This is a genomic window from Cobetia sp. 1AS1 (assembly GCF_029846435.1).
Lineage (GTDB): Bacteria > Pseudomonadota > Gammaproteobacteria > Pseudomonadales > Halomonadaceae > Cobetia > Cobetia amphilecti.
Genome location: NZ_JARWKU010000013.1, coordinates 18,908 through 44,499, shown reverse-complemented (window position 1 = coordinate 44,499; position 25,592 = coordinate 18,908). Strand labels below are relative to the sequence as shown.

Below are 25,592 nucleotides of genomic sequence, written 5' to 3'. Positions count from 1 at the left end.
AGGTGTCATTCTATCAACCTTGCAGACTGGCTGCAGGCCCGTTGTTGCGTGGAGTGATGGGGATCAAAGGGGCGCCGATCGGGTGAGGACGGCCGATGCCGTAGCCTTGCACGAAGTCGACACCGATCAGCTCGAGGGCGGGGATCAGCTCAAGACGCTCGACATATTCCGCCACCGTGATGATGCCCATCTGGGCACAGATGCCACAGATGGCGGAGACGATGGCGGCGTCGAGGCTATCGCGAGTCAGGTTGCGCACGAAGGCGCCGTCGATCTTGAGCTGATTGACCGGCAGCTCCTTGAGGTAGGCAAAGGACGACATGCCACTGCCGAAGTCATCCAGGGCGAAGCTGCAGCCGAGCCGTCGCATGCTATAGATGAACTCGCGCGCCTGGGCCAGATTGCTGATGGCCGCCGTCTCGGTGATCTCGAAGCACAGCCGCTGTGGCATGACGGAGCTTTGCGTGACCAGCGCCGCCAGCTGATCGCGCATGCGCAGGTCACCCATGCTCTGACCGGAGAGGTTGATCGCCAGCACGGCATCCGATTCGATGCGGCCATCATCGGACTCCAGCACCTGCAGCGCCTGGGTGACGACCCAGATATCAATCTCGGGCATCAGGCCGAATCGCTCCGCCGTCGCCATGAAGTGCGCCGGGGCCAGGTGCTCGCCCGAGTCGTTGACGTAGCGCAGCAGCACCTCATAGTAGGGCTTGCTGGTGGCATCACTCAGCGAGCGGATCGGCTGGATGTACAGCGTGAAGCGATCATTCTCCAGCGCCTCGTGCAGCAGCGGCAGCCATTGCACCTCGCGCTGGGCGCGCTCGAATCCCGCATCTCCGTCATGGTAGGCATGCACCTGATTGCGCCCGCTCTGCTTGGCCATGTAGCAGGCCCCATCCGCCTGACGCAGGACTTCGGAGGCCTGGACACCGCCCTCGACCGGCGCGACCCCGATACTGACGCCCAACTGGAATGGCCGCCCCTCATCGTAGTAGCGATAGGCACTGACGGCCGCGCACAGCGCTTCGGCACGCTCGATGGCCTGCTCGCGAGAACAGCGATAGAGCAGCACGGCGAATTCATCGCCCCCCAGGCGTGCCAGTACATCCGTTTCCCGCACATGTGCTCGCATCAGCGCGGAGAGCTCGCGCAACACGGTGTCTCCGGCCGCGTGACCGCAGGTGTCGTTGACCACCTTGAAAAAGTCGAGATCCAGGTACAGCAGCTGGTGAAAGCCGCCATCGGCCAGCGCCGCGGTAAGAGAGTCATCGAAGGCGGTGCGATTGTGCAGGCCGGTCAGACTGTCGTGATGCGCCTGGAAGTTGAGACGCCGAATCATGGCCTGGCGATAGCTGATGTCGCGGAAGACCAGAACGGCCCCCTCGACATCCCCACTGCGACGGCGCACGGGCGAGGCCTTGAGTTCCACAGCACATTCACTGCCATCACGTGCCACCAGCAGCGTCTGGCTGGACATGTGCACCACTTCGCCACGTTGCAAGACCCCTTCCAGCTGGCTGGCAACCGACTGCAACGTACCTTCATGGCGCAGCTGCAAGATGCGCGCCCAGGGACGCCCGCGGGCCAACGACGGGTCCCAGCCACACAGTTCGGCAGCGATGGGATTGATGTGCTGGATATGGCCCTCGCGATCGAGGCTGATCACTCCTTCATCGATGGAATCCAGCATGACCGCCACCTGATCGCGCTCATGACGCAGCTCCCGGGTCCGATACTCCAGCAGGCCATCCAGACGCGAGCGGTAATGGCGACTGCGACGCATGCGCTGCTCGGCACTGATGGCCAGGAGTGCCAGCCCCAGCACGGCCAGGGTCGCGATCGCGATGGCCAGGGCCAGCCACAGATTCTGCCCGGAGTTCATGCCCGCCCCGGCGGGAGAGATGATGGGCGTGGTCAGCGGCATCATCTCCATCGCCGCCATGCCGATGTAATGCATGCCGGCGATGGCAAGTCCCATCGCGCCGGCCGCCAGGGCCTGATAGATGCGATTGGGGCGGCGCTGGCGCAAGAAGAAACCTCCCAGCCACAGGGCCGCCGTCGCGGCCACCACCGCCACCACGATGGACCCCGCGAACAGCAGCGGGTCATAGCGGTATGGCATGTGCATCTGCATCGCCGCCATGCCGGTGTAGTGCATCGTGGCGATGCCGCCGCCCATGATGGTCCCGCTCGTCATCAACAGCATCGGCGTCAGGCGTGGCAGCGTATTCACCCAGAGCGCCAGCCCCGAGGCCAGCATCGCGATCAGCACCGACAACGCCGTCAGGCCGGGCGCATAGGTGACCGAAGCCGGGCTTTCATACGCCAGCATGCCGATGAAATGCATGGCCCAGACACCCAGCCCCATCGCCACGGCTCCGCCCACCAGCCAGCCGAGGCTGGTGGCGCGCGAAGGGGCCAGCGCGACCTGACGAATCAGCTGCAGCGCTGCATGTGAAGCCAGCACGGCGACCACGATTGACAGGGCGACCAGTGGGTAGGAATAACTGCCATGCATGAATAACCTCAATCATCAGGGGCATGCCACAGTCGGCAAGATAGGGGCGGAAATCCGACAACGGCGTCATGTCGCCAGCACTCCCTCTGGAGTACCACGACAGGCTTCTCAGGCCATGGATTGCCACCCGACAACACTGGCAGTCCAACGGCGAGATACCAAGAGAATACGGCCATGAAGCGTTTTTGCACAACGCTCGTTTGCAACGCATGTATGAGCCGCAATGGACCGGCGCTCAACCTCCCTTACGCGCGGCACAAGCCACTGGATGTCGCGCTCGGCACCATTTTTCATGATCAGCAATAATTCATGAAAAACAAACGCTTACATAAACAAAAACGCGAACATCTTATGGTTAATTCAAAAAAAAGCCCTCGCTGAACGAGGGCCTTTTCATCGTTATCGCTTGCGCGTTCTATCGGCGCACAGGCGAAAAACTTTATTCAAAACGGGATTTCATCATCGAAATCATCGAAGCTGCCCGCGGGCGGCGCACCGAAATTGTTGTTCTGGGAGTTGTTCTGCTGGGCAGGCTGCTGGCCACCGAAGTTGTTGCCCTGCTGAGGTGCCGGCTGCTGACCACCGAACTGCCCGCCTTGCTGAGGGGCTGGCTGCTGACCACCGAACTGGCCACCTTGCTGCGGGGCCGGCTGCTGACCACCGAACTGGCCACCCTGCTGGGGTGCTGCGGCCGGTTGCTGGCCGCCCTGCTGAGGCGCCTGCTGCGGGCGACCACCAGCGAAGTTGCCGCCGCCACCTTCACCACGCGTATCCAGCATCTGCATGTCGTTGGCCACGATTTCGGTGCTGTAACGGTCATTGCCGTTCTGATCCTGCCACTTGCGCGTCTGCAGGCGGCCTTCGATATACAGGCGTGAGCCTTTCTTGACGTATTGCTGGGCCACTTCAGCCAGCTTGTTGAACATCACCACACGGTGCCATTCGGTACGTTCCTGACGCTGACCGCTCTGGCGATCATTCCAGGTGTCCGTCGTCGCGAGGTTCAGGTTGCACACCGCACTACCGGACGGGGTGAAGCGAACTTCCGGGTCTTGACCGAGATTACCGATCAGAATGACCTTGTTTACGCCACGAGCCATGAAGATTACTCCTGCAAATAGACCGGCGCGCCATGGGCACCGGAGAAGGTATCGAGTGCACCGGCAATGTGTTGCCGATGTCAGGGTTCAGCTGGCAGGCACTTCCGCGCCTGCCGGAGTTTCGTCATCACGCTGGCGAGTGAAACGGGCCAGCGCCTTGTCATCCAGTGTATCGCGTGTGACCTTGAGATAAGCGACCCGTTCCTCACGCACCACGAGCGCCTCTTCCACGCCGGCGATCGCCAGCAGGCGTGTCTGCAGCTCGACGGCCGACAATTGCGCGGCCTCGGGTGACAGGCCGATCACTTCACTGCCCAGATGTCGCGGCGGTTGCATGCCCCACACCACGGCCAACCACAGAATGGCGACCAGCCCCATGGCGAAGAACACGCCGCTCAGACCGAAATGCCCGGTCAACCAGCCGCCCCCGACACCGCCCACGAAGGCGCCCAGGAACTGACTGGTGGAATAGACCCCCATCGCCGTGCCCTTGGCACCGGCCGGGGCCAGCTTTGAGATCATCGACGGCAAGGTCGCCTCAAGCAGATTGAAGGCGACGAAGAACAGCCACAGCAGGCCGAGGAACATCGCCAGCCCGGCATGCTCGATGCCATCGACTCCCAGTAGCAGCAAGCTTGTCGCGATGGTCGCGACGGCCCCCAGGAAGACGGGCTTCATGCGCCGATACTTCTCGGCCACGATGACAAGCGGCAGCATGGCGACAAAGGCCAGCCCCATCAATGGCAGGTAGATCCAGCCGTGATGCGCCGGGGCGATGCCGAAATTGACCAGCTGCTGGGGAATAGCCACGAAGCAGGCGGTCAGGATCATGTGCAGCGCAAAGATCGACACATCCATGCGCAACAATGCGGAATTCGCGAGGATACCCTTGAGCTGGCGCCTATCAAGCCCCACATCCTGATGTTGACGCCTGGGCGCAGCTGGCACCAGCTTCCAGAGCACGAACAGGCTCGCGACGGCCATCACGGCGGTCAACCAGAAGACCCCCGACAGGCCGAAGGCATCTGCGGCCAGTGGCCCTGCGACCATCGCCAGTGCAAAGGCGACCCCGATCGACATGCCGATGGAGGCCATCGCCATGGTGCGAACCTCCTCCCGGGTCTGATCGGCCAGCAGTGCCATGATCGCTCCCGCCACGGCGCCGCTGCCCTGCAGACAGCGCCCGAGGATGATCATCTCGATGCTGTCGGCCGTCGCCGCGACCAGCGAGCCCAGAATGAACAACCCGAGTCCGAAGCCGATCACGGCCTTGCGCCCCAGTCGGTCTGACAGCCAGCCGAACGGAATCTGCAGCAATGCCTGGGTCAGCCCGTAGCCACCCAGCGCCACGCCGACCAGTGTCGGTGTGGCTCCGGCGAGGTCACGGGTATAGAGCGCCAGCACCGGCAACACCATGAACAGCCCCAGCATGCGAGTCGCATAGAGGCTGGCAAGGCCGACGATGGCGCGGCGTTCCGGCGCGAGCAGTCGAGAGGTTTTCATGGGCGGCGGCGGGCTCCGGAGCATGACAGTCAAGAAGAGGGAGGCCGACCACGTGGGTCGCCGAGATGTGACGTCCAACGGTGGTCGCCCACCAGTGGACTGCATATTCTAAGGCCCGCTAGGCGGCTTTGAAAGCATGCAGCCTTTGCCGGGTGTTTCACCCGCGCCTTATAATCGTTGCTTTTATCGACGCAGCCCGAGGTGGCAATGGACAGGATTCAGGTGAGGGGTGCGCGCACCCACAACCTCAAGAACATCGATGTCGAACTGCCGCGTGACAAGCTGATCGTGGTGACCGGACTTTCCGGTTCCGGCAAGTCATCACTTGCCTTTGACACTCTCTATGCCGAGGGACAGCGGCGCTACGTCGAATCACTGTCCACCTACGCACGTCAGTTCCTGTCGATGATGGAAAAGCCGGACATCGACCATATCGAAGGTCTGTCACCGGCGATTTCCATCGAACAGAAATCGACCTCGCACAACCCGCGCTCCACCGTCGGCACCATTACCGAGATCTACGATTACCTGCGCCTGCTGTATGCACGCGCCGGTACGCCGCGCTGCCCGGACCACGCGATTGATCTGGAAGCCCAGACCATCTCGCAGATGGTTGATCAGGCGCTCGCCCTGCCGGAAGGCAGCAAGCTGATGCTGCTGGCTCCCGTGGTCAGTGGCCGCAAGGGTGAGCACCTCCAGCTGCTGTCAGAGCTGCGCGCCCAGGGCTTCGTGCGGGCACGCATCGACGGCGTGATCGTCGAGCTGGATGACCTCAAGCCGCTGGAGAAGAACAAGAAGCATGACATCGACGTCGTCGTCGATCGCTTCAAGGTGCGCGAAGACCTCAAGCAGCGCCTGGCCGAATCCTTCGAGACCGCGCTGAATCTGGCCGACGGCAGCGCACGCCTGCACTTCATGGATGGCGAACAGGAAGACCTCGTCTTCTCCTCGCGCTTCGCCTGTCCGGTGTGTGGCTATGCGCTGGCCGAGCTGGAACCGCGCCTGTTCTCCTTCAACAACCCGGCGGGTGCCTGCCCGACCTGTGACGGCCTCGGCGTGAAGCAGTATTTCGATCCCGACAAGCTGATCAGCCACCCTGAGCTGTCACTGGCCGAAGGCGTCATCAAGGGCTGGGACCGCCGCAGTGTCTACTACTTCAGCCAGCTGCAGGCCGTTGCCGAGCATTACGGCTTCGCGCTGGAAGCGGCCTGGGAGTCGCTCAGCGATGAAGCGCGTGACGCCGTGCTCAATGGCAGTGGCCGCGAGGACATCGCCTTCAGCTACGTGAATGACCGTGGCCGCAAGGTGACCCGCGAGCACCCCTTCGAGGGCGTGCTACCCAACATGGAGCGTCGTTACCGCGAGACCGAATCCAACATGGTGCGCGAGGACCTCGCCCGCTATCTGGCGGTCCAGCCGTGCCCGAGCTGCGACGGCTCGCGCCTGCGCCGTGAAGCGCGCAACGTCTATGTCGATGACCGCACGCTCTCCGAGGTCGTGCGTCAGCCGATCGGTGAAGCATGGGAAGAGTTCGGCAAGCTGAGCCTGCCGGGACGCAAGGGCGAGATCGCCGCCAAGATCGTGCATGAGATCCAGGCGCGCCTCGAGTTTCTCGTCAATGTCGGCCTCGACTATCTGACCCTGGAGCGCAGCGCCGATACCCTGTCTGGCGGTGAGGCGCAGCGTATCCGTCTCGCCAGCCAGATCGGTGCCGGCCTGGTCGGGGTGATGTACATCCTCGATGAGCCGTCCATCGGCCTGCATCAGCGCGACAATGATCGCCTGCTCAAGACGCTGATCCATCTGCGCGACCTGGGCAACACCGTGATCGTGGTCGAGCATGATGAGGACGCGATTCGCGCCGCCGACCACGTGCTGGATATCGGCCCGGGCGCCGGCGTGCATGGTGGCGAGATTGTCGCCCAGGGCACGCCGGAGCAGATCGAGGCCACGCCGGGCTCATTGACCGGGCAATACCTGAGCGGCGAGCGCGAGATCGCCGTGCCGCCCTACCGCCTTCCGGCCAACCCTGACAAGGTGCTGCGCCTGACCGGTGCCACCGGCAACAACCTGCAGGATGTGACGCTGACGCTGCCGACAGGCCTGCTGACGTGCATCACCGGGGTCTCGGGCTCAGGCAAGTCGACGCTGATCAATGCCACCCTGATGCCGCTGGCGGCGCGTGAGCTCAATCGGGCCACCACCCTGACGCCCGCGCCCTACGGCACCATCGAAGGGCTGGACCTGTTCGACAAGATGGTAGATATCGACCAGAGCCCCATCGGGCGGACGCCGCGCTCCAATCCGGCGACCTATACCGGCATCTTCACGCCGATCCGTGAGCTGTTCTCCGGCACCCAGGAAGCACGCGCCCGTGGCTACAAGCCGGGCCGCTTCAGCTTCAACGTCAAGGGCGGCCGCTGCGAGGCCTGTCAGGGCGACGGCCTGATCAAGGTCGAGATGCACTTCCTGCCCGACATGTACGTGCCCTGCGATGTCTGCAAGGGCAAGCGCTACAACCGCGAGACGCTTGAAGTGCAGTACAAGGGCAAGAACATTCACGAAGTGCTGGAGATGACCATCGAGGAGGCGCTGGAGTTCTTCTCGCCGGTTCCGGCCATCGCCCGCCGCCTGCAGACGCTGATGGATGTCGGCCTCTCCTACGTCCGCCTCGGCCAGAGCGCGACCACGCTGTCCGGCGGTGAAGCCCAGCGCGTCAAGCTGGCGCGTGAGCTGGCCAAGCGCGATACCGGCAAGACGCTCTATATTCTCGATGAGCCGACCACCGGTCTGCACTTCGAGGATATTCGCCAGCTGCTGGTCGTGTTGCACCGCCTACGTGATCACGGCAACACCGTGGTCGTGATCGAGCACAACCTGGATGTGATCAAGACCGCCGACTGGCTGATCGACCTCGGCCCGGAGGGCGGCTCAGGCGGCGGCCAGATCATCGCCGAAGGCACGCCGGAGCAACTGGCCACGCAGGAGATCTCGCACACCGGTCGCTTCCTGGCCCCGCTGCTGGAGCGCCAGAAAGCCACCAGTGGCACCGCGAGCAGCAAGAAGAAGGCCGAGACCAGCAGCTAGGCGCCGGCTCACGCCCCCTTCCGCTCCTCTGAATCACCTCGCCCCAGCACACTCTCAACACACCCCGGGGCGAGGTGAACCTTTCGGCAAATGACACGCCCGTGTCACCCGGCCAACCGCCAGGCATAAAAAAAGGCCAACCCGTGAGGGTTGGCCTTTTCTTGTGGACGAAGCAAGCCGAAGCTTACTCTTCGCCCGCTGCCTCGGAGGCAACCGGACGATCGACCAGCTCGACGAATGCCATCGGGGCATTGTCACCGGCGCGATAGCCGCACTTCAGGATGCGCAGGTAACCGCCCGGACGGGAGGTGTAGCGCGGGCCGAGCTCGTTGAAGAGCTTGCCGACCGCTTCCTTGGAGCGCGTGCGAGAGAACGCCAAACGGCGGTTCGCAACGGTGTCCTGCTTGGCCAGGGTGATCAGCGGCTCGATATGACGACGCAGTTCCTTGGCTTTCGGCAGGGTAGTCTTGATGACTTCGTGCTCTACCAGAGAGATGCACATGTTCTTGAACATGGCTTCACGGTGAGAGCTGGTACGGTTCAGGTGACGACCACTCTTACGATGACGCATGGTTGTGATTCCTTACCAGTCTGGGGCTTGAGCCGACCGGGCTTCCTTAAGCGGAAGCCTTGTCGTCCTTCAGGCTTGCGGGCGGCCAGTTTTCCAACCGCATGCCGAGGGACAGACCACGCGCGGACAGCACGTCCTTGATTTCATTCAAGGACTTCTTGCCGAGATTCGGGGTCTTCAGCAGCTCAACTTCGGTGCGCTGAATGAGATCACCGATGTAATAGATATTCTCGGCCTTGAGACAGTTCGCACTGCGAACAGTCAGCTCAAGATCGTCTACGGGACGGAGAAGGATCGGATCGATTTGATCTTCCTCTTCTTCGACTTCCTGTTCCTTGTCTGCTTCCAGATCAACGAAGGCGGCCAGCTGCTCCTGCAGGATAGTTGCGGAGCGGCGGATCGCTTCTTCCGGATCCAGTGTGCCGTCGGTTTCCAGGTCGATCACCAGCTTGTCGAGGTTGGTGCGCTGTTCAACACGCGCAGCCTCGACGGCATAGGAGACCCGACGAACCGGGGTAAAGGTCGCATCCAGCTGGAGGCGGCCAATGGCACGTGATTCGTCATCAGCAGAGATGCGAGCATCTGCCGCTTCGTAGCCGCGGCCACGAGCGATCTTGAGCTGCATCTTCAGCTCGCCACCATCATTGAGGTGAGCGATGACGTGATCCGGATTCACGATTTCGAGATCGTGGTCGCCAGCGATGTCGCCAGCAGTCACGATACCCGGGCCCTTCTTGTTCAGCGCCAGCACAGCTTCGTCGCGACCATGCATCTTGATGGCCACGTCCTTGAGGTTCAGCAGGATTTCGATTACATCCTCCTGCACCCCTTCAATGGCGCTGTACTCGTGCAGAACGCCTTCGATCTCAGCTTCCACGACGGCACAGCCGGGCATGGAAGAAAGCAGGATGCGACGCAGAGCATTCCCCAGGGTGTGGCCGAAACCACGCTCGAAGGGTTCGAGGACGATTCGCGCGTGATGGGCGCTGACTTCCTCGACCTTGATATCGCGAGGACGGAGAAACTCTGTCACTGAGCGCTGCATAAGAACACCTTTAAGGCTGCCAAACGGATAATCTGGGTACTCCAGCCGGGCCGACGAATCGGCCCGGCGTTACATTACTTGGAGTACAGCTCGACGATCAGGTTTTCGTTGATATCGGCAGACAGGTCGCCACGCTCGGGGACAGCCTTGAAAGTGCCTTCCATCTTCTTGGAGTCGACGTCGACCCAGGAGACATCACCGCGGTTGGCAGCGAGTGCCAGAGACTGCTGGATGCGAGCCTGGTTCTTGGCCTTCTCACGAACGGTGACCACATCGCCAGCCTTCACTTTGAAGGAAGCAACGTTGACGGTACGGCCGTTCACGGCGATCGCCTTGTGGCTGACCAGCTGACGTGCCTCGGAACGCGTGGAGCCGAAGCCCATGCGGTAGACGACGTTGTCGAGACGAGTCTCGAGGAGCTGGAGCAGAACCTCACCGGTCGCACCCTTGAGGCGAGCGGCTTCTTTGTAGTAGTTGCGGAATTGCTTTTCCAGCACGCCGTACATGCGACGTACCTTCTGCTTTTCACGCAGCTGCAGGCCGTAGTCTGAAAGACGCTGACGGCGCTGGCCATGAACACCCGGGGGTTGTTCGGATTTGCACTTCTTCTCGAACGGAGTCACGCCACTCTTCAGGAAGAGGTCGGTGCCTTCACGACGAGACAGTTTGCACTTCGGTCCAATATAACGAGCCATGAGTCTGTCTCCTTAAACGCGGCGTTTCTTCGGCGGACGGCACCCATTATGCGGGATGGGGGTCACGTCGGTGATGCTTTGCACGCGGAAGCCTGCGGCATTGAGAGCACGCACGGCGGACTCACGACCCGGACCCGGGCCCTTGACCAGCACGTCGACGTTCTTCACACCATATTCGGCTGCAGCGGTCGCTGCACGTTCACTTGCGACTTGCGCAGCGAACGGGGTGCTCTTGCGAGAACCACGAAAACCCGAACCACCGGCAGTTGCCCAGGAAAGAGCATTGCCCTGGCGGTCTGTGATCGTCACGATAGTGTTGTTAAAAGAGGCGTGGATATGCGCGATGGCATCCACTACCTGCTTTTTAACCTTCTTGCGCTTACTCGGGTTAGCCATTAGATGTTTCCTGTCTAAACGCCAGTTCGTTTACTTGCGAATCGGTTTACGCGGACCTTTGCGTGTACGTGCGTTGGTCTTGGTGCGCTGACCGCGCAACGGAAGACCACGACGATGGCGCAGGCCACGATAGCAACCGAGGTCCATGAGACGCTTGATGTTCAGCGTGATCTCACGACGCAGGTCGCCTTCGACGGTGTACTTACCCACCTCGGCACGAACCAGGTCCAGTTGTTCAACAGACAGATCAGCGATCTTGACGCTCGGTTCTAAACCGAGAGCGGCGCAGATCTGCTGTGCACGCGTACGGCCAATCCCGAAGATATAAGTCAGCGAGATCGCCGCGTGCTTGTTGTCCGGGATATTGACGCCAGCAATACGGGCCATCAGTTTTCTCCGAAAGGTTAGCGGCGGATTTTACATCCACAAAGGGCGCAATAGCATACCCCTTGATCCCATTGGGAACAAGGGGGTATGCCAGCACCCGAGCTTGTATTCAGCTAAGCGGGTCGAGGGAATTAACCCTGACGCTGCTTGTGGCGGGGCTCAGTGCAGATGACCCGCACTGCGCCACGACGCCGAATGATCTTGCAGTTACGGCAAATTTTCTTGACGGAAGCTCGAACTTTCATCGTTCTCTCCAGTTTGCTAACAGGGGCTGCGCAATCAGCGCATCATGCCACCGCTGCCATAGCCTTTGAGGTTGGCCTTCTTCATCACCGACGCATACTGATTTGACATCAGATGCGACTGCACCTGGGCCATGAAGTCCATGACCACCACGACCACGATGAGCAGAGAGGTGCCGCCGAAATAGAACGGAACCTGCCATGCAACAACGAGGAATTGAGGCATCAGGGAGACTAGGGTGATGTAGAGGGCGCCGAACAGCGTCAGGCGAGTCATCACCTTATCGATGTAACGGGCGGTCTGTTCGCCTGGGCGAATACCCGGCAGAAACGCTCCTGACTTCTTGAGGTTGTCAGCAACATCCTTCGGATTGAAGACCAGCGCCGTGTAGAAGAAGCAGAAGAATACTACAGCGGCAGCGAAAAGCAAGATATACAGTGGCTGACCCGGCCCGAGAGCCTGAGATGCCGTCTGCAACCATTGCATGCTTTCACTCTGGCCAAACCATTGACCCATCGACGCAGGGAACAGCAGGATGCTTGACGCGAAGATCGGCGGGATGACCCCGGCCATGTTGACCTTCATCGGCAAGTAGCTGCTCTGACCTGCATACATCTTGTTGCCAACCTGACGGCGCGGATAGTTCACCGTGATGCGGCGTTGGCCGCGCTCGATGAACACCACGAAGGCAACGGTAATGACTGCGAGCAGCGTCAGCGCCAGCAGCGGAAGCACATTCCAGGCACCATCATTGCGCGCCAGTTCGAAAGACTGGCCGATGGCACTCGGCAGCCCGGCGACAATACCAGCAAAGATGATCAGTGAGATCCCGTTGCCGATACCCTTCTCGGTGATCTGCTCTCCCAGCCACATCAGGAACACTGCACCAGCCACGAACGTACTCACGGCGGTGAAGTAGAAGCTGAAGTCAGCGGAATAGGCGACACCGTTTCCGACCAGTCCGACTGCCATGCCGATCGATTGGACCAGGGCCAGTACTACCGTGCCGTAGCGCGTGTACTGGCTGATCTTGCGACGGCCGGCCTCGCCTTCCTTTTTCAACTGCTCAAGCTGAGGCGAGACCACCGTCAGGAGCTGCATGATGATCGACGCGGATATGTAGGGCATGATGCCCAGCGCGAAGATACTCATTCGCTCCAGTGCACCACCGGAGAACATGTTGAACATGCTCAGGATGGTGCCCTGGTTTTCCCTGAACAAGGCAGCAAGCTGGTCAGGATTGATACCGGGAACGGGGATGTGTGCACCGATTCGGTACACCACGATGGCGATGAACACGAAGCGCAAACGCGCCCAGAGTTCGCTCAACCCACTTCCCTGCATCGCCGGTACGTTTCCTGACTTAGCCATTTAGTCCTCTACCTTGCCACCGGCAGCTTCGATCGCAGCACGGGCACCTTTGGTGACCTTAATGCCGCGAACCGTGACTGCCTTGTCCAGTTCGCCGGAGAGCATGACCTTCGCGAACTTCGTGGAATCACGAAGCACGTTGGCCTTCTTCAGCGTTTCGAGGTCGACGATCTCGCCGTCTACCAGTGCCAGTTCGCTCAGGCGCACTTCTTCAGAAATCAGAGACTTCGCGGAAGTGAAACCAAACTTCGGCAGGCGACGCTGCATAGGCATCTGACCGCCTTCGAAGCCCGGCTTGACGCTGCCACCGGAACGGGACTTCTGGCCCTTGTGGCCACGACCGCCGGTCTTACCAAGACCGGAGCCGATACCACGACCGACACGCTTTGCAGCGTGCTTGGAGCCCGGGGCCGGACTCAGGGTATTCAATTTCATGGATTACTCTCCCTCAACACGGACAAGGTAGTGAACCTTGTTGATCATGCCGCGTACCGCGGGGGTGTCTTCCAGCTCGACAGTGTGACCGATGCGGCGCAGGCCAAGACCTTTCATAGTGGCCTTGTGCTTTTCGAGGACGCCGATGGTGCTGCGGATCTGGGTTACCGTGATCTTAGCTGCCATGGTGCCTTACCCCGCAATCTTGTCGACAGACAGGCCACGCTTGGCGGCGATGTCTTCCGGAGATTTCATGGCAGCGAGACCGTTGATGGTCGCGCGCACCACGTTGACCGGATTGGTGGAACCGTAGCACTTGGCCAGGACGTCATGGACGCCTGCCAGTTCGAGCACGGAACGCATCGCACCGCCGGCAATGATGCCGGTACCTTCGGACGCTGGCTGCATGTAGATCTTGGATGCGCCGTGACGAGCCTTCACCGGGTACTGCAGGGTGTGGCCCTTCAGGTCAACCTTGATCATGTTGCGACGAGCTTGGTCCATTGCCTTCTGGATCGCGACCGGCACTTCACGCGCCTTGCCACGGCCGAAGCCAACACGACCATTGCCGTCACCAACGACAGTCAGAGCGGTGAAACCGAAGATACGGCCGCCCTTGACTACCTTGGCGACGCGGTTGATCTGCACGAGCTTCTCTTGCAGGTCACCGCCCTTCTGTTCGATATTCGCCATCGTAAAACCCTTTAGAATTCCAGGCCGCCTTCACGTGCGGCATCGGCCAGGGCCTTCACGCGACCGTGGTACTTGTACCCGGAGCGATCGAAAGCCACTTGCTTGATACCCGCTTCCTTCGCGCGCTCGGCAATCAGAGCACCCACCTTGGCGGCGGAGTCCGAGTTACCGGTAGAACCTTCGCGCAGGCTCTTGTCGAGCGTGGATGCGGTGGCCAGGACCTGGCCGCCATCCGGCGAGATGATCTGCGCGTAGATGTGACGCGGGGTGCGGTTCACGCACAGGCGAAACACGCCCAGCTCGCGGATTTTCGCACGAGCGCGGCGGGCACGACGGAGACGAGATTCTTTCTTCGCGTTCATAACCCTGCCTTACTTCTTCTTGGCTTCTTTACGACGGACGACTTCGTCGCTGTACCGAATACCTTTGCCCTTGTAGGGCTCCGGCGGACGGAATGCGCGAATCTCTGCGGCGACCTGACCCAAAGCCTGCTTGTCAGCAGACGTGAGGACGATCTGAGTGTTCTTCGGCGTTTCAGCCGTAACACTTGCCGGCAGTTCATAGTCGACCGGGTGTGAGAAGCCCAGTGTCAGGTTGATTGTCTGGCCTTTGGCCTGGGCACGATAACCCACACCATTGATTTCCAGAGACTTGGTGAAGCCTTCGGAAACACCAGACACCATGTTGTTGACCAGAGCACGAGTGGTACCAACCATCGCCCAGTTCTTGGCGGTCTCGGACGGAACGAAGGTCATTTGACCTTCTTCCATAGAGATGACCACGTCCTGGTGGACGGTCAGTTCCAGCTGGCCTTTGCTGCCCTTCACGGTCAGCTTGTCGCCGTCGAGCTTTGCCTCGACGCCGTTCGGCAATTTAACCGGATACTTGGCTACGCGGGACATTCCAAACTCCTAGAATACGGTGCAGAGGACTTCGCCGCCGACACCAGCTTGACGGGCCGCACGATCGGTCATCACGCCCCGGGAGGTGGAAACGATCGCAATACCCAGGCCATCTGCGACTTTCGGAAGCTCACCCTTGCCTTTGTACTGGCGCAGGGACGGCTTGGAAATACGCTTGATGCTCTCGATAACCGACTTGCCTTCGAAGTACTTGAGGGTCACGGTCAGTTCCGGCTTGGCGCCTTCTGCGACGGCAAACTCGGAAATATAACCCTCTTCCTTCAATACGCGGGCCACTTCAACCTTGAGCTTGGAAGACGGCATGGTAACCGTCTCCTTGGTGGCCATCTGCGCATTGCGGATACGAGTGAACATATCCGCCAGAGTGTCTTGCATGCTCATTTACGTTGCGCTCCTGAATTCTTGCAGTGGTGTTACCAGCTGGACTTGGTCAGACCAGGCACGTCACCACGCATAGCGGCTTCACGCAGCTTGTTGCGGCTCAGGCCGAACTTGTTGTAGTAGCCGTGCGGACGGCCAGTGATACGGCAGCGGTTACGCTGACGGACCGGGCTGGCATCACGCGGCAGCTGCTGCAGCTTCAGCTGTGCGTCGAAGCGCTCTTCTTCAGAAGCGTTGACGTCGTTGATGATGGTCTTCAGTGCGTCGCGTTTGGCGGCGTACTTAGCGACCAGCTTGGTGCGCTTGAGCTCGCGCTCAACCATGCTTTTCTTTGCCATGATCCACCCTTATTTCTTGAACGGGAAGTTCAGCGCGCCCAGCAACGCACGACCTTCATCATCGGTGTTGGCGCTAGTGGTGATGGTGATGTCCAGGCCACGAATCCGGTCGATCTTATCATACTCGATCTCCGGGAAGATGATCTGCTCACGCACACCCATGGAGTAGTTTCCACGGCCATCGAAGGACTTCGGGTTCAGACCACGGAAGTCACGAACGCGCGGGATAGCCACGTTCACGAGACGGTCCAGGAAGTCCCACATACGATCGCTGCGCAGGGTCACCTTAACACCGATCGGCCATCCTTCGCGGACTTTGAAGCCAGCGATGGACTTGCGTGCCTTGGTGACGATGGGCTTCTGACCAGAAAGCATCTGGAGATCGGCAAACGCGTTGTCGATCAGCTTCTTGTCAGCGGTGGCTTCACCGATACCCATGTTCAGGGTCACCTTGGTGATGCGGGGAACCTGCATCACATTGGCGTAGCCGAACTGCTCTTTAAGCTGGGCGGCCACTTCGTTCTGATAACGTTCTTTCAAGTTCGCCATGTTGTACCCGACTCGCGTTAGGCGTCGATCAGCTTCTGAGTCGACTTAAAGATGCGTACCTTAGTACCGTCTTCCTGTACCTGGATTCCGACACGATCCGCCTTGCCGGTCTCCTGGTTGAAGATGGCCACGTTGGACGCGTGAATCGGAGCCTCGCGCTCGACGATACCCCCCTGGGTGCCCAGCATCGGGTTGGGCTTGGTGTGACGCTTGATCATATTCACACCGGACACGAGCAGACGCTCACCTTTCAGCACCTTGCTGATGGTACCGCGCTTGCCCTTGTCCTTCCCGGCGATGACGATGACTTCATCGTCACGTTTGATCTTTTGCATATCCGCTTCCGCTCCTTACAGCACTTCGGGCGCCAGGGAAATGATCTTCATGAACTTCTCACTACGAAGTTCACGGGTAACCGGGCCGAAGATACGGGTACCGATCGGCTGTTCGTTGGTGTTGTTCAACAGAACGGCCGCATTACCGTCGAAGCGGATCACGGAACCGTCATTACGACGGACACCGGCTTTGGTACGAACGACCACTGCCTTCATGACCTGGCCTTTCTTGACCTTGCCACGCGGGATAGCTTCTTTGACGGTGACCTTGATGATGTCTCCAACACGAGCGTAACGGCGGTGTGAACCACCCAGCACCTTGATGCATTGCACCCGGCGCGCGCCACTGTTGTCGGCGACATCCAGCATTGTCTGAGTCTGAATCATCGGTTTTCTCCAAACCTAATCTGACTGCCTGGTGGGAACTGGCCTAGGGATTAACCCTTGGCCTGTTCAACCACCTCGACCAGGGTCCAGGCTTTCTTCTTGGACAGCGGACGAGTCTCGGCGATAGAGACGGTGTCACCGATCCGAGCCTGATTCGCCTCATCATGGGCGTGCAGCTTGGTGGAGCGTCTCAGGTACTTGCCATAGATCGGGTGACGCTCACGGCGCTCGACCATGACAACGATGGATTTTTCCATCTTGTCACTCACCACCTTGCCGGTGAGTGTGCGTGCTTTAGTTTCTTCGGCCATTTTACTCACCTGACTTCTGGTTGAGCACAGTCTTAACCTGAGCAATTTGGCGACGAGTCTGCTTGAGCAGGTGAACCTGGCTCAGCTGGCCTGTTGCCTTCTGCATGCGCAGATTGAATTGCTCACGCAGCAGTTCGAACAACTGCTCCTGGAGCGCCTCGACTGACTTTTCACGGAGTTCTTGGGCTTTCATCACATCACCGTCCGCTTAACAAAGGTGGTGGAGATCGGCATCTTCATAGCGGCCAGGCTAAATGCTTCACGGGCCAGCTCTTCGGATACACCTTCGATCTCGTAGAGGACCTTGCCGGGCTGGATCTGAGCGACCCAGTACTCGACAGAACCCTTACCTTTACCCATACGAACTTCCAACGGCTTGTTGGAGATCGGCTTGTCTGGGAAGACACGGATCCAGATCTTACCGCCACGCTTGACGTGACGAGTGATGGCACGACGGCCAGCTTCGATCTGACGAGCGGTGATACGACCACGGCCGGTGGCTTTCAGGCCAAACTCACCAAAGCTTACCTTGCTTCCGCGATGCGCCAGGCCACGGTTGCGACCTTTCTGCATCTTGCGGAATTTCATACGCTTGGGCTGTAACATCGATTACCCCCTTACTTGCCTTTCTTCTTGGGTGCGGACGCGGGCTGCTTCGCCTTGGCTCGCACCTCTTCGATGCCACCGAGGATCTCGCCTTTGAAGATCCAGACCTTGACACCAATGATGCCGTAGGTGGTGTGAGCTTCGAAGGTGGAGTAATCAATGTCAGCACGCAGGGTGTGAAGCGGAACGCGGCCTTCGCGGTACCATTCGGTACGGGCGATTTCGGCACCGCCGAGACGACCAGAGAGCTGAATCTTGATGCCCTTGGCGCCCAGACGCATTGCGTTCTGCACAGCACGCTTCATCGCACGACGGAACATGACACGACGCTCGAGCTGACCTGCCACATTGGCAGCAACCAGCTTGGCATCGAGTTCCGGCTTGCGAATCTCCTCGATGTTGATGTGGACGGGAACGCCCATCATCTCGGAAACTTCACGACGAAGGCGGTCGACATCTTCACCTTTCTTACCGATCACGATACCCGGACGGGCGGTGTGAATGGTAATACGGGCGTTGTTTGCCGGACGCTCGATGCTGATGCGGCTCACGGAAGCGCTTTTCAGACGCTCTTCCAGGAATCCACGCACCTGCAGATCGTTGTTCAGTTTGTCGGCATAGGTAGCGCCTTCGGCGTACCAGACAGAGGTATGATCCTTGACAATACCCAGTCGGAAACCTGTCGGATTAACTTTCTGACCCATTGGTCGTCTCCTACTTCTCGGCTACCTTGACGGTGATATGACAAGTGCGCTTCAAGATACGATCCGCACGGCCTTTGGCACGTGGCTGGATGCGCTTGAGCGTCATGCCCTCGTCGACACAGATAGTCGAGACGCGAAGCTCGTCAATGTCCATGCCGTTGTTTTCTTCCGCATTCGCGATCGCGGACTGCAGAACCTTGCGAACAATCTTCGCGGCCTTCTTCGGTGAGAAAGCGAGCAGATTCAGCGCCTCGGCGACCGGCTTACCGCGCACCTGGTCAGCCACCAAACGGGCCTTCTGGGCGGATAAACGAGCGCCGCGCAGCTTAGCAGCTACTTCCATCTCTTAAATCCTCTCTGGCTTACCGTTTGGCTTTTTTATCTGCAGCGTGCCCGCGGTATGTGCGGGTGGCAGCAAACTCGCCGAGCTTGTGACCGACCATTTCCTCAGAAACGAGAACCGGGACATGCTGGCGACCGTTATGGACGGCAATGGTGAGCCCGACCATGTTCGGCAGGATCATGGAACGACGCGACCAGGTCTTGATCGGTTTGCGGTCGTTCTTTTCCACTGCTGTCTCAACCTTCTTCAGCAGATGAAGGTCAATAAAAGGACCTTTCTTCAGTGAACGTGGCACAGCCGTTACCCCTCAATATCTGTTACTTGGCCTTGCGGCGACGGACGATAAGCTTATCGGTGCGCTTGTTCTTGCGAGTCTTGTGACCCTTGGTCGGGACGCCCCACGGGCTGACCGGGTGACGGCCACCAGAGGTACGACCTTCACCACCACCATGCGGGTGATCGACCGGGTTCATCGCGACACCGCGAACAGTCGGGCGCACGCCTCTCCAACGCTTAGCACCGGCCTTGCCCAGTTGACGGAGGCTGTGCTCGGAGTTGCCCACTTCGCCGAGAGTTGCACGGCATTCGGACAGCACCTTACGCATCTCGCCAGAGCGCAGACGCAGCGTGGTGTAGTTACCGTCACGTGCCACGACCTGGGCACTGGTACCTGCACTACGAGCGATCTGGGCGCCCTTGCCTGGCTTCAGCTCTACACAGTGAACGGTGGAACCCACCGGGACATTGCGCAGCGGCAGAGCGTTGCCTTTCTTGATCGGTGCGTTAACACCAGACTCGAGACGATCGCCAGCAGAGACACCTTTCGGTGCAATGATGTAGCGACGTTCGCCGTCAAGGTACTTCACCAGCGCGATGTTCGCGCTACGGTTCGGATCGTACTCCAGACGCTCAACGATGGCCGGAATGCCATCCTTGTTGCGCTTGAAATCGACCAGACGGTAATGGTGACGATGACCACCGCCGATGTGGCGAGTAGTGATGCGACCATTATTGTTACGACCACCGGACTTTGACTGCTTTTCAAGCAGCGGAGCGTACGCGCGACCTTTGAAAAGTTCGTCATTGACGACCTTTACCAGGTGGCGGCGACCGGCGGAGGTAGGTTTTGTCTTAACAATTGCCATGTTCCGTACTCCTGCCTTACTCGGCGCCAGAGAAGTCTTCGATGGTCTCGCCGGCGGCCAGAGTTACATAGGCCTTGCGATAACCAGCGCGACGACCAACACCGCGAGCGGTGCGCTTGGTCTTGCCTTTCATGTTCAGAACCTGAACACGATCGACTTTCTTACCAAACAGCGCTTCGACGGCTTTCTTGATTTCGGGCTTTGTCGCGTCGCTGGCAACCTTGAACACGTACTGGTTGTTCTCGGCAGCGACCGCGGCCTTCTCGGTCATGTGAGGACCAAGCAGGACCTTGAATACGCGTTCCTGATTCATCCCAGGTTCTCCTCGAACTTGCGCAGGGCAGCGACAGTCATCAGCACCTTGTCGTAACCGACGAGGCTGACCGGGTCAGCGCCAGCGACATTGACGACGTCAACATACGGGATGTTGCGCGCGGCCAGGTACAGGTTGACGTCCTGCTCTTCAGTGACGATCAGCGCTTTCTCAAGGCCCAGTTCCTGGAGCTTGGCGATCAGCAGCTTGGTCTTCGGAGCTTCGACGCTGATAGCGTCGACCGCGACCAGGCGATCCTGACGGACCAGCTCGGACAGGATGGAACGCATGGCAGCGCGATACATCTTGCGGTTGACCTTGTGCGAGTGGTCCTGAGGACGCGCTGCAAAGGTCACACCGCCAGAACGCCACAGCGGGGAACGGATAGTACCGGCACGTGCACGACCAGTACCTTTCTGACGCCACGGCTTCTTGCCACCGCCGGACACGTCAGAACGGGTCTTCTGAGCCACGGTACCTTGACGTGCACCAGCCAGATAGGCGGTGACGACCTGGTGAACCAGAGCCTCGTTGAAGTCCTTACCAAAGGTGGCATCGGAGACGTCTACTGCGCCGCCTGCACCTGCAAGATTAAGATTCATCGGTTAATTCCCCTCAGCGAGCTTTCACAGCGGAACGCACGATCACTTCGCCGCCCGGAGCACCTGGAACGGCACCCTTGACCAGCAGAAGATTGCGTTCAGCGTCGACGCGGACCACTTCCAGGCTCTGGACGGTGGAACGGACGTTGCCCATCTGGCCAGCCATCTTCTTACCTTTGAAGACGCGGCCCGGGGTCTGACAGTTACCGATGGAACCCGGCGCGCGGTGCGACAGTGAGTTACCGTGGGTAGCGTCTTGGGTGCGGAAGTTCCAGCGCTTAACTGCGCCCTGGAAACCTTTACCCTTGGAGGTGCCGGTCACGTCAATCTTTTGACCAGCTTCAAAGAGGGATACGGTGAGTTCGCCGCCCACTGCAGGAGCTTCGTCGCCTTCGTTCAGGCGGAATTCCATCAGGGTACGGCCAGCCTCAACACCTGCCTTGGCATACTGACCAGCAGTTGCCTTGGTGAGGTGCTTGGCTTTACGAGAGCCAGTTGTCACCTGAATAGCATTGTAGCCGTCAGTCTCGAGAGACTTGATGGTCACGATGCGGTTCGGCTCAACTTCAATCACGGTAACCGGCACAGAGGCGCCAGCTTCGGTGAAGACACGGGTCATCCCGGCCTTCTTACCGACTAAACCGATAGACATGTTCAGTCTCCTTTAGTGTACGGGGCTGTCACCCGCTATGGCTGCCCTTTCCAGAGCATTCCACTAGCACATTGTATGACGCCATCCCGGCGTGGCGGCTGCTGCTCTATCAGTGAGAGCGCTGGGCCGCAGTGACTAGTGAGGTATCAGTCAACCTTGATCTGGACGTCCACACCGGCAGCCAGGTCAAGCTTCATCAGCGCGTCGACAGTCTTCTCTGTCGGCTCGACGATGTCGAGAACGCGCTTGTGGGTACGAATCTCATACTGGTCACGCGCGTCCTTGTTGACGTGCGGAGAGACCAGGATGGTGTAACGCTCGCGACGGGTCGGCAGCGGGATCGGGCCACGAACCTGAGCACCGGTACGCTTTGCAGTTTCAACGATCTCTGCAGAGGACTGGTCGATCAGACGGTGGTCGAATGCTTTCAACCGGATGCGAATCTTCTGGTTTTGCATTGCCCAAAACTCCAATGGATGTCGACGGCGTAGGCCGTCACCCACGCATTCAAAGGATGCGCATTATAGGCAGACTGACATCAGGTGTCAAACATGCGAGAAAAGGGGGCCCATCAGGGCCCCCTTCTGTGTCAGGTAAGGAGAACCTTACTCGACGATTTTGGCCACGACGCCAGCGCCGACGGTACGACCGCCTTCACGGATAGCGAAACGCAGACCATCTTCCATGGCGATCGGAGCGATCAGAGACACGACCATCTGGACGTTGTCGCCCGGCATGACCATCTCGACGCCTTCCGGCAGCTCACAGGTACCAGTGATGTCAGTGGTACGGAAGTAGAACTGCGGACGATAGCCTTTGAAGAACGGAGTGTGACGACCGCCTTCTTCCTTGGACAGGACGTAGACTTCGGCTTCGAACTTGGTGTGCGGCTTGATGGAGCCCGGCTTGGCCAGAACCTGGCCACGCTCGACGTCATCACGCTTGGTGCCGCGCAGCAGGGCGCCGACGTTTTCGCCAGCACGACCTTCGTCCAGCAGCTTGCGGAACATCTCGACACCGGTAACGGTAGTCTTGGTGGTGTCACGCACGCCGATGATCTCGATCTCTTCGCCAGTCTTGACCAGACCACGCTCGATACGGCCAGTGACGACGGTACCGCGGCCAGAGATGGAGAAGACGTCTTCGATCGGCATCAGGAACGGCTGGTCGATAGCACGCTCCGGCTCCGGGATGTACGCATCCAGGGCCTTGATCAGGTTGGCAACGGCGGTAGTACCCATGCCGTTGTCGTCCTTGCCTTCCAGAGCCATCAGGGCAGAGCCGATGATGATCGGAGTGTCGTCGCCCGGGAAGTCGTACTCGCTCAGGAGTTCACGAACTTCCATCTCGACCAGCTCGAGCAGTTCTTCGTCATCGACCATGTCAGCCTTGTTCAGGAAGACAACGATGAACGGAACGCCGACCTGACGGGACAGCAGGATGTGCTCGCGAGTCTGCGGCATGGGGCCGTCAGCAGCGGAACAGACCAGGATAGCGCCGTCCATCTGGGCAGCACCGGTGATCATGTTCTTGACGTAGTCGGCGTGACCCGGGCAGTCGACGTGCGCGTAGTGACGCACTTCGGACTGATATTCCACGTGAGCGGTGGAGATGGTGATACCACGCTCACGCTCTTCCGGGGCATTATCGATGGAGTCAAACGCACGCGCGTCACCACCGAAGACTTCTGCAGAGACGCGAGTCAGAGCCGCAGTCAGAGTGGTCTTGCCGTGATCGACGTGACCAATGGTGCCGACGTTGACGTGCGGCTTCGAACGCTCAAATTTTTCCTTAGCCACTGCTATAACCTCTTTCGTTAGCTAATCGGTTACTTCTGATTGATGACGGCTTCGACGATGCTGTTCGGTGCTTCGTCGTATTTCGCAAACTCCATGGAGTAGCTTGCGCGGCCCTGGGTCTGTGAGCGCAGGTCGGTCGCATAACCGAACATCTCACCCAGCGGCACCAGTGCATTGATGATCTTGCCAGTGGAAGAATCATCCATGCCCTGAACGAGGCCACGACGACGGTTCAGGTCGCCCATGACGTCACCCATGAAATCTTCAGGCGTGACGACTTCGACTTTCATGAGCGGCTCAAGCAGCACTGCACCCGCTTTCGGGGCACCGGCCTTGATCGCCATGGAAGAGGCGACCTTGAACGCAGTCTCGTTGGAGTCGACGTCGTGGTAGGAACCATCGAACAGCGTGACCTTGACGTCGATCATCGGATAACCGGCGATGACACCATTCTTGAGCTGCTCAGCGGCGCCCTTCTCGACGGCCGGTACGTATTCCTTCGGAACCGCACCACCGACGATCTCGGACTCGAACTTGAAGGTCATTTCTTCGTCGTCACCCTTGTCCTCTGCAGTGAGAGGCTCAATGCGAAGCCAGACGTGACCGAACTGACCACGACCGCCGGACTGACGAACAAACTTGCCTTCCTGCTCGACCTTGGTACGGATGGTCTCACGGTAAGCCACCTGCGGCTTGCCGATGTTCGCCTCGACATTGAACTCGCGACGCATGCGGTCGACGAGGATGTCCAGGTGAAGCTCACCCATACCGGAGATGATGGTCTGACCGGACTCTTCGTCGGTCTCGACGCGGAAGGACGGATCTTCCTGGGCCAGCTTGCCCAGTGCAACACCCATCTTTTCCTGGTCGGCCTTGGACTTCGGCTCGACAGCGACGGAGATGACCGGCTCAGGGAATTCCATGCGCTCAAGCACGATCTTGTGATCCGGGTCACACAGGGTGTCACCGGTGGTCACGTCTTTCAGACCGATACATGCGGCGATATCGCCAGCATAGACTTCCTTGATCTCCTCACGAGAGTTGGAGTGCATCTGGACGATACGACCGACACGCTCCTTCTTGCTCTTGACGGAGTTGAAGACGCCATCACCAGACTTCAGCACGCCCGAGTAGACGCGAATGAAGGTCAGGGTACCAACGAACGGATCGGTCGCGATCTTGAACGCCAGCGCCGCGAACGGAGCCTTGTCGTCAGCTTCGCGGGTCTCGATGGTACCGTCCTTGTCGTCAAGCTCACCTTCGATGGCCTTGACTTCAAGCGGAGACGGCATGTATTCGATGACCGCATCCAGAACCGCCTGGACACCCTTGTTCTTGAAGGCAGAACCACAGGTCACGAGGCAGATTTCATTGGCCAGGGTACGCTGACGCAGCGCAGCCTTGACTTCTTCCTCGGACAGCTCGCCTTCTTCAAGGTACTTGTCCATCAGCTCTTCGGACGCTTCAGCAGCAGACTCGAGCATGTGCTCACGCCATTCGGCAGCTGTATCTTGCAGCTCGGCCGGAATGTCGATCAGCTCGTAGTTCATGCCGTGATTGTCTTCGTCCCAGACAATGGCCTTCATCTTGATCAGGTCGATGACGCCCTTGAACTCGTCTTCCGCACCCCAGTTGATCTGGATCGGGACGGCGTTCGCGCCCAGGCGCTTGCGCACCTGCTCGACGACCATGAAGAAGTCCGCGCCAGCGCGGTCCATCTTGTTGACGAAGATCATGCGCGGAACTTCGTAACGGTTGGCCTGACGCCAGACAGTCTCTGTCTGCGGCTGGACACCGGAAGAACCACACAGCACCACGACCGCGCCATCGAGAACACGCAGTGAACGCTCGACTTCAACAGTGAAGTCAACGTGCCCCGGAGTATCGATGATGTTGATACGGTGCTCGTCGAACTGCTTGCTCATGCCCTGCCAGAAGCAGGTGGTCGCCGCAGAGGTGATCGTGATGCCACGTTCCTGTTCCTGCTCCATCCAGTCCATGGTGGCAGCACCATCGTGGACTTCGCCGACCTTGTGAGACAGGCCGGTATAGAACAGGACGCGCTCGGTAGTGGTAGTCTTACCGGCGTCGACGTGGGCACAGATACCGATGTTGCGGTAACGCTTAAGTGGAGTCTTGCGTGCCACGGTGAGTATC

The 25,592-nt window shown here is 59.5% G+C and carries 34 protein-coding genes; 1 reads left to right on the top strand and 33 read right to left on the bottom strand.

All coding sequences use genetic code 11. From position 1 onward, the window contains the following. Nucleotides 1-13: 13 nt before the first annotated feature. From QD280_RS16710 to QD280_RS16700, 3 genes are all read right to left on the bottom strand, one after another. Nucleotides 14-2,521, bottom strand: coding sequence for a bifunctional diguanylate cyclase/phosphodiesterase (locus QD280_RS16710; protein WP_279840038.1), 2,508 nt, complete (start codon nt 2,519-2,521; stop codon nt 14-16). Between the two features lie 443 nt (nt 2,522-2,964). Then, a complete protein-coding gene (gene ssb / locus QD280_RS16705; protein ID WP_131432841.1) occupies nt 2,965-3,621 on the bottom strand; it encodes a single-stranded DNA-binding protein in 657 nt (218 codons plus the stop codon). A gap of 87 nt (nt 3,622-3,708) precedes the next feature. After that, on the bottom strand, nt 3,709-5,124 hold the full coding sequence (locus tag QD280_RS16700; protein ID WP_054556904.1) for an MFS transporter: 1,416 nt from the start codon (nt 5,122-5,124) through the stop codon (nt 3,709-3,711). Between the two features lie 207 nt (nt 5,125-5,331). Here QD280_RS16700 and uvrA point away from each other — a divergent pair, with 207 nt between their 5' ends. Next, complete coding sequence (uvrA, locus tag QD280_RS16695) at nt 5,332-8,211, top strand: excinuclease ABC subunit UvrA (RefSeq protein ID WP_279840037.1); 2,880 nt, start codon at nt 5,332-5,334, stop codon at nt 8,209-8,211. A 184-nt stretch (nt 8,212-8,395) separates the two neighbouring features. Here the strand turns inward: uvrA and rplQ are convergent, their stop codons facing one another. From rplQ to fusA, 30 genes are all read right to left on the bottom strand, one after another. After that, on the bottom strand, nt 8,396-8,782 hold the full coding sequence (gene rplQ, locus QD280_RS16690; RefSeq protein ID WP_043334820.1) for a 50S ribosomal protein L17: 387 nt from the start codon (nt 8,780-8,782) through the stop codon (nt 8,396-8,398). 46 nt (nt 8,783-8,828) lie between these two features. Then, nucleotides 8,829-9,827, bottom strand: coding sequence for a DNA-directed RNA polymerase subunit alpha (gene rpoA / locus QD280_RS16685; protein ID WP_043334822.1), 999 nt, complete (start codon nt 9,825-9,827; stop codon nt 8,829-8,831). A gap of 74 nt (nt 9,828-9,901) precedes the next feature. Further along, nucleotides 9,902-10,522, bottom strand: coding sequence for a 30S ribosomal protein S4 (rpsD, locus tag QD280_RS16680; protein ID WP_043334824.1), 621 nt, complete (start codon nt 10,520-10,522; stop codon nt 9,902-9,904). A 12-nt stretch (nt 10,523-10,534) separates the two neighbouring features. Next, nucleotides 10,535-10,918: a 30S ribosomal protein S11 gene (gene rpsK, locus QD280_RS16675; RefSeq protein WP_043334827.1), complete on the bottom strand. Its 384-nt coding sequence runs from the start codon at nt 10,916-10,918 to the stop codon at nt 10,535-10,537. Between the two features lie 30 nt (nt 10,919-10,948). Then, on the bottom strand, nt 10,949-11,305 hold the full coding sequence (gene rpsM / locus QD280_RS16670; RefSeq protein WP_024950672.1) for a 30S ribosomal protein S13: 357 nt from the start codon (nt 11,303-11,305) through the stop codon (nt 10,949-10,951). A 131-nt stretch (nt 11,306-11,436) separates the two neighbouring features. After that, nucleotides 11,437-11,550, bottom strand: coding sequence for a 50S ribosomal protein L36 (rpmJ, locus tag QD280_RS16665; protein ID WP_077373351.1), 114 nt, complete (start codon nt 11,548-11,550; stop codon nt 11,437-11,439). 34 nt (nt 11,551-11,584) lie between these two features. After that, nucleotides 11,585-12,919, bottom strand: coding sequence for a preprotein translocase subunit SecY (gene secY, locus QD280_RS16660; protein ID WP_043334831.1), 1,335 nt, complete (start codon nt 12,917-12,919; stop codon nt 11,585-11,587). Then, nucleotides 12,920-13,354, bottom strand: coding sequence for a 50S ribosomal protein L15 (gene rplO, locus QD280_RS16655; RefSeq protein ID WP_043334834.1), 435 nt, complete (start codon nt 13,352-13,354; stop codon nt 12,920-12,922). A gap of 3 nt (nt 13,355-13,357) precedes the next feature. Further along, nucleotides 13,358-13,540, bottom strand: coding sequence for a 50S ribosomal protein L30 (gene rpmD, locus QD280_RS16650; protein ID WP_024950669.1), 183 nt, complete (start codon nt 13,538-13,540; stop codon nt 13,358-13,360). Between the two features lie 6 nt (nt 13,541-13,546). Further along, the gene (gene rpsE / locus QD280_RS16645) at nt 13,547-14,047 is read right to left on the bottom strand and encodes a 30S ribosomal protein S5 (RefSeq protein ID WP_054556902.1); all 501 of its coding nucleotides are present in this window, start codon (nt 14,045-14,047) and stop codon (nt 13,547-13,549) included. Nucleotides 14,048-14,058: 11 nt separating this feature from the next. After that, the gene (rplR, locus tag QD280_RS16640) at nt 14,059-14,409 is read right to left on the bottom strand and encodes a 50S ribosomal protein L18 (protein ID WP_024950667.1); all 351 of its coding nucleotides are present in this window, start codon (nt 14,407-14,409) and stop codon (nt 14,059-14,061) included. 9 nt (nt 14,410-14,418) lie between these two features. Further along, nucleotides 14,419-14,949, bottom strand: coding sequence for a 50S ribosomal protein L6 (gene rplF, locus QD280_RS16635; protein WP_216060035.1), 531 nt, complete (start codon nt 14,947-14,949; stop codon nt 14,419-14,421). A gap of 9 nt (nt 14,950-14,958) precedes the next feature. Beyond that, complete coding sequence (gene rpsH / locus QD280_RS16630; RefSeq protein WP_043334840.1) at nt 14,959-15,351, bottom strand: 30S ribosomal protein S8; 393 nt, start codon at nt 15,349-15,351, stop codon at nt 14,959-14,961. Nucleotides 15,352-15,383: 32 nt separating this feature from the next. Then, nucleotides 15,384-15,689: a 30S ribosomal protein S14 gene (rpsN, locus tag QD280_RS16625; RefSeq protein WP_043334842.1), complete on the bottom strand. Its 306-nt coding sequence runs from the start codon at nt 15,687-15,689 to the stop codon at nt 15,384-15,386. Nucleotides 15,690-15,698: 9 nt separating this feature from the next. Continuing rightward, entirely contained in the window at nt 15,699-16,238 is a 540-nt protein-coding gene (rplE, locus tag QD280_RS16620; protein ID WP_043334844.1) for a 50S ribosomal protein L5, read from the bottom strand. 17 nt (nt 16,239-16,255) lie between these two features. Further along, nucleotides 16,256-16,573, bottom strand: a complete 318-nt coding sequence (gene rplX, locus QD280_RS16615) for a 50S ribosomal protein L24 (RefSeq protein WP_043334846.1) — start codon at nt 16,571-16,573, stop codon at nt 16,256-16,258. A gap of 15 nt (nt 16,574-16,588) precedes the next feature. Beyond that, nucleotides 16,589-16,960, bottom strand: coding sequence for a 50S ribosomal protein L14 (gene rplN, locus QD280_RS16610; RefSeq protein ID WP_043334850.1), 372 nt, complete (start codon nt 16,958-16,960; stop codon nt 16,589-16,591). Nucleotides 16,961-17,010: 50 nt separating this feature from the next. Beyond that, entirely contained in the window at nt 17,011-17,271 is a 261-nt protein-coding gene (rpsQ, locus tag QD280_RS16605) for a 30S ribosomal protein S17 (RefSeq protein WP_043334852.1), read from the bottom strand. A 1-nt stretch (nt 17,272) separates the two neighbouring features. Continuing rightward, a complete protein-coding gene (rpmC, locus tag QD280_RS16600; RefSeq protein WP_024950659.1) occupies nt 17,273-17,464 on the bottom strand; it encodes a 50S ribosomal protein L29 in 192 nt (63 codons plus the stop codon). Next, entirely contained in the window at nt 17,464-17,877 is a 414-nt protein-coding gene (gene rplP / locus QD280_RS16595) for a 50S ribosomal protein L16 (protein WP_043334854.1), read from the bottom strand. Before rplP ends, rpmC begins: the two co-directional genes overlap by 1 nt. An 11-nt stretch (nt 17,878-17,888) precedes the next feature. Beyond that, nucleotides 17,889-18,581, bottom strand: coding sequence for a 30S ribosomal protein S3 (rpsC, locus tag QD280_RS16590; RefSeq protein WP_043334856.1), 693 nt, complete (start codon nt 18,579-18,581; stop codon nt 17,889-17,891). A 10-nt stretch (nt 18,582-18,591) separates the two neighbouring features. After that, complete coding sequence (rplV, locus tag QD280_RS16585; RefSeq protein WP_043334859.1) at nt 18,592-18,924, bottom strand: 50S ribosomal protein L22; 333 nt, start codon at nt 18,922-18,924, stop codon at nt 18,592-18,594. A 19-nt stretch (nt 18,925-18,943) separates the two neighbouring features. After that, nucleotides 18,944-19,219: a 30S ribosomal protein S19 gene (rpsS, locus tag QD280_RS16580; protein ID WP_024950655.1), complete on the bottom strand. Its 276-nt coding sequence runs from the start codon at nt 19,217-19,219 to the stop codon at nt 18,944-18,946. 22 nt (nt 19,220-19,241) lie between these two features. Then, nucleotides 19,242-20,069 carry a 50S ribosomal protein L2 gene (gene rplB / locus QD280_RS16575; RefSeq protein ID WP_043334862.1) on the bottom strand — a complete coding sequence of 276 codons (828 nt, stop codon included), beginning with the start codon at nt 20,067-20,069 and terminating at the stop codon, nt 19,242-19,244. A 16-nt stretch (nt 20,070-20,085) separates the two neighbouring features. Continuing rightward, the gene (gene rplW, locus QD280_RS16570) at nt 20,086-20,382 is read right to left on the bottom strand and encodes a 50S ribosomal protein L23 (RefSeq protein ID WP_043334865.1); all 297 of its coding nucleotides are present in this window, start codon (nt 20,380-20,382) and stop codon (nt 20,086-20,088) included. Beyond that, the gene (rplD, locus tag QD280_RS16565; RefSeq protein ID WP_054556901.1) at nt 20,379-20,984 is read right to left on the bottom strand and encodes a 50S ribosomal protein L4; all 606 of its coding nucleotides are present in this window, start codon (nt 20,982-20,984) and stop codon (nt 20,379-20,381) included. The genes rplW and rplD overlap by 4 nt, the downstream gene beginning before the upstream one ends. Nucleotides 20,985-20,997: 13 nt before the next feature. Then, a complete protein-coding gene (gene rplC, locus QD280_RS16560) occupies nt 20,998-21,636 on the bottom strand; it encodes a 50S ribosomal protein L3 (protein WP_024950651.1) in 639 nt (212 codons plus the stop codon). Nucleotides 21,637-21,782: 146 nt separating this feature from the next. Beyond that, nucleotides 21,783-22,094: a 30S ribosomal protein S10 gene (gene rpsJ, locus QD280_RS16555; RefSeq protein ID WP_024950650.1), complete on the bottom strand. Its 312-nt coding sequence runs from the start codon at nt 22,092-22,094 to the stop codon at nt 21,783-21,785. Between the two features lie 147 nt (nt 22,095-22,241). Next, the gene (gene tuf, locus QD280_RS16550; RefSeq protein WP_043334873.1) at nt 22,242-23,435 is read right to left on the bottom strand and encodes an elongation factor Tu; all 1,194 of its coding nucleotides are present in this window, start codon (nt 23,433-23,435) and stop codon (nt 22,242-22,244) included. A gap of 29 nt (nt 23,436-23,464) precedes the next feature. Continuing rightward, nucleotides 23,465-25,582 (bottom strand): elongation factor G, encoded by a 2,118-nt coding sequence (fusA, locus tag QD280_RS16545; RefSeq protein WP_043334876.1) that lies wholly within the window; start codon nt 25,580-25,582, stop codon nt 23,465-23,467. Nucleotides 25,583-25,592 lie beyond the last annotated feature (10 nt).

Excerpts from the sequence above, each read along its gene's own strand:
- QD280_RS16710 (WP_279840038.1), bottom strand. The coding sequence starts at position 2,521 with ATGCATGGCAGTTATTCCTACCCACTGGTCGCCCTGTCAATCGTGGTC.
- ssb (WP_131432841.1), bottom strand. The coding sequence starts at position 3,621 with ATGGCTCGTGGCGTAAACAAGGTCATTCTGATCGGTAATCTCGGTCAA.
- QD280_RS16700 (WP_054556904.1), bottom strand. The coding sequence starts at position 5,124 with ATGAAAACCTCTCGACTGCTCGCGCCGGAACGCCGCGCCATCGTCGGC.
- uvrA (WP_279840037.1), top strand. The coding sequence starts at position 5,332 with ATGGACAGGATTCAGGTGAGGGGTGCGCGCACCCACAACCTCAAGAAC.
- rplQ (WP_043334820.1), bottom strand. The coding sequence starts at position 8,782 with ATGCGTCATCGTAAGAGTGGTCGTCACCTGAACCGTACCAGCTCTCAC.
- rpoA (WP_043334822.1), bottom strand. The coding sequence starts at position 9,827 with ATGCAGCGCTCAGTGACAGAGTTTCTCCGTCCTCGCGATATCAAGGTC.
- rpsD (WP_043334824.1), bottom strand. The coding sequence starts at position 10,522 with ATGGCTCGTTATATTGGACCGAAGTGCAAACTGTCTCGTCGTGAAGGC.
- rpsK (WP_043334827.1), bottom strand. The coding sequence starts at position 10,918 with ATGGCTAACCCGAGTAAGCGCAAGAAGGTTAAAAAGCAGGTAGTGGAT.
- rpsM (WP_024950672.1), bottom strand. The coding sequence starts at position 11,305 with ATGGCCCGTATTGCTGGCGTCAATATCCCGGACAACAAGCACGCGGCG.
- rpmJ (WP_077373351.1), bottom strand. The coding sequence starts at position 11,550 with ATGAAAGTTCGAGCTTCCGTCAAGAAAATTTGCCGTAACTGCAAGATC.
- secY (WP_043334831.1), bottom strand. The coding sequence starts at position 12,919 with ATGGCTAAGTCAGGAAACGTACCGGCGATGCAGGGAAGTGGGTTGAGC.
- rplO (WP_043334834.1), bottom strand. The coding sequence starts at position 13,354 with ATGAAATTGAATACCCTGAGTCCGGCCCCGGGCTCCAAGCACGCTGCA.
- rpmD (WP_024950669.1), bottom strand. The coding sequence starts at position 13,540 with ATGGCAGCTAAGATCACGGTAACCCAGATCCGCAGCACCATCGGCGTC.
- rpsE (WP_054556902.1), bottom strand. The coding sequence starts at position 14,047 with ATGGCGAATATCGAACAGAAGGGCGGTGACCTGCAAGAGAAGCTCGTG.
- rplR (WP_024950667.1), bottom strand. The coding sequence starts at position 14,409 with ATGAACGCGAAGAAAGAATCTCGTCTCCGTCGTGCCCGCCGCGCTCGT.
- rplF (WP_216060035.1), bottom strand. The coding sequence starts at position 14,949 with ATGTCCCGCGTAGCCAAGTATCCGGTTAAATTGCCGAACGGCGTCGAG.
- rpsH (WP_043334840.1), bottom strand. The coding sequence starts at position 15,351 with ATGAGCATGCAAGACACTCTGGCGGATATGTTCACTCGTATCCGCAAT.
- rpsN (WP_043334842.1), bottom strand. The coding sequence starts at position 15,689 with ATGGCAAAGAAAAGCATGGTTGAGCGCGAGCTCAAGCGCACCAAGCTG.
- rplE (WP_043334844.1), bottom strand. The coding sequence starts at position 16,238 with ATGGCGAACTTGAAAGAACGTTATCAGAACGAAGTGGCCGCCCAGCTT.
- rplX (WP_043334846.1), bottom strand. The coding sequence starts at position 16,573 with ATGCAAAAGATCAAACGTGACGATGAAGTCATCGTCATCGCCGGGAAG.
- rplN (WP_043334850.1), bottom strand. The coding sequence starts at position 16,960 with ATGATTCAGACTCAGACAATGCTGGATGTCGCCGACAACAGTGGCGCG.
- rpsQ (WP_043334852.1), bottom strand. The coding sequence starts at position 17,271 with ATGGCCGAAGAAACTAAAGCACGCACACTCACCGGCAAGGTGGTGAGT.
- rpmC (WP_024950659.1), bottom strand. The coding sequence starts at position 17,464 with ATGAAAGCCCAAGAACTCCGTGAAAAGTCAGTCGAGGCGCTCCAGGAG.
- rplP (WP_043334854.1), bottom strand. The coding sequence starts at position 17,877 with ATGTTACAGCCCAAGCGTATGAAATTCCGCAAGATGCAGAAAGGTCGC.
- rpsC (WP_043334856.1), bottom strand. The coding sequence starts at position 18,581 with ATGGGTCAGAAAGTTAATCCGACAGGTTTCCGACTGGGTATTGTCAAG.
- rplV (WP_043334859.1), bottom strand. The coding sequence starts at position 18,924 with ATGGAAGTAGCTGCTAAGCTGCGCGGCGCTCGTTTATCCGCCCAGAAG.
- rplB (WP_043334862.1), bottom strand. The coding sequence starts at position 20,069 with ATGGCAATTGTTAAGACAAAACCTACCTCCGCCGGTCGCCGCCACCTG.
- rplW (WP_043334865.1), bottom strand. The coding sequence starts at position 20,382 with ATGAATCAGGAACGCGTATTCAAGGTCCTGCTTGGTCCTCACATGACC.
- rplD (WP_054556901.1), bottom strand. The coding sequence starts at position 20,984 with ATGAATCTTAATCTTGCAGGTGCAGGCGGCGCAGTAGACGTCTCCGAT.
- rplC (WP_024950651.1), bottom strand. The coding sequence starts at position 21,636 with ATGTCTATCGGTTTAGTCGGTAAGAAGGCCGGGATGACCCGTGTCTTC.
- rpsJ (WP_024950650.1), bottom strand. The coding sequence starts at position 22,094 with ATGCAAAACCAGAAGATTCGCATCCGGTTGAAAGCATTCGACCACCGT.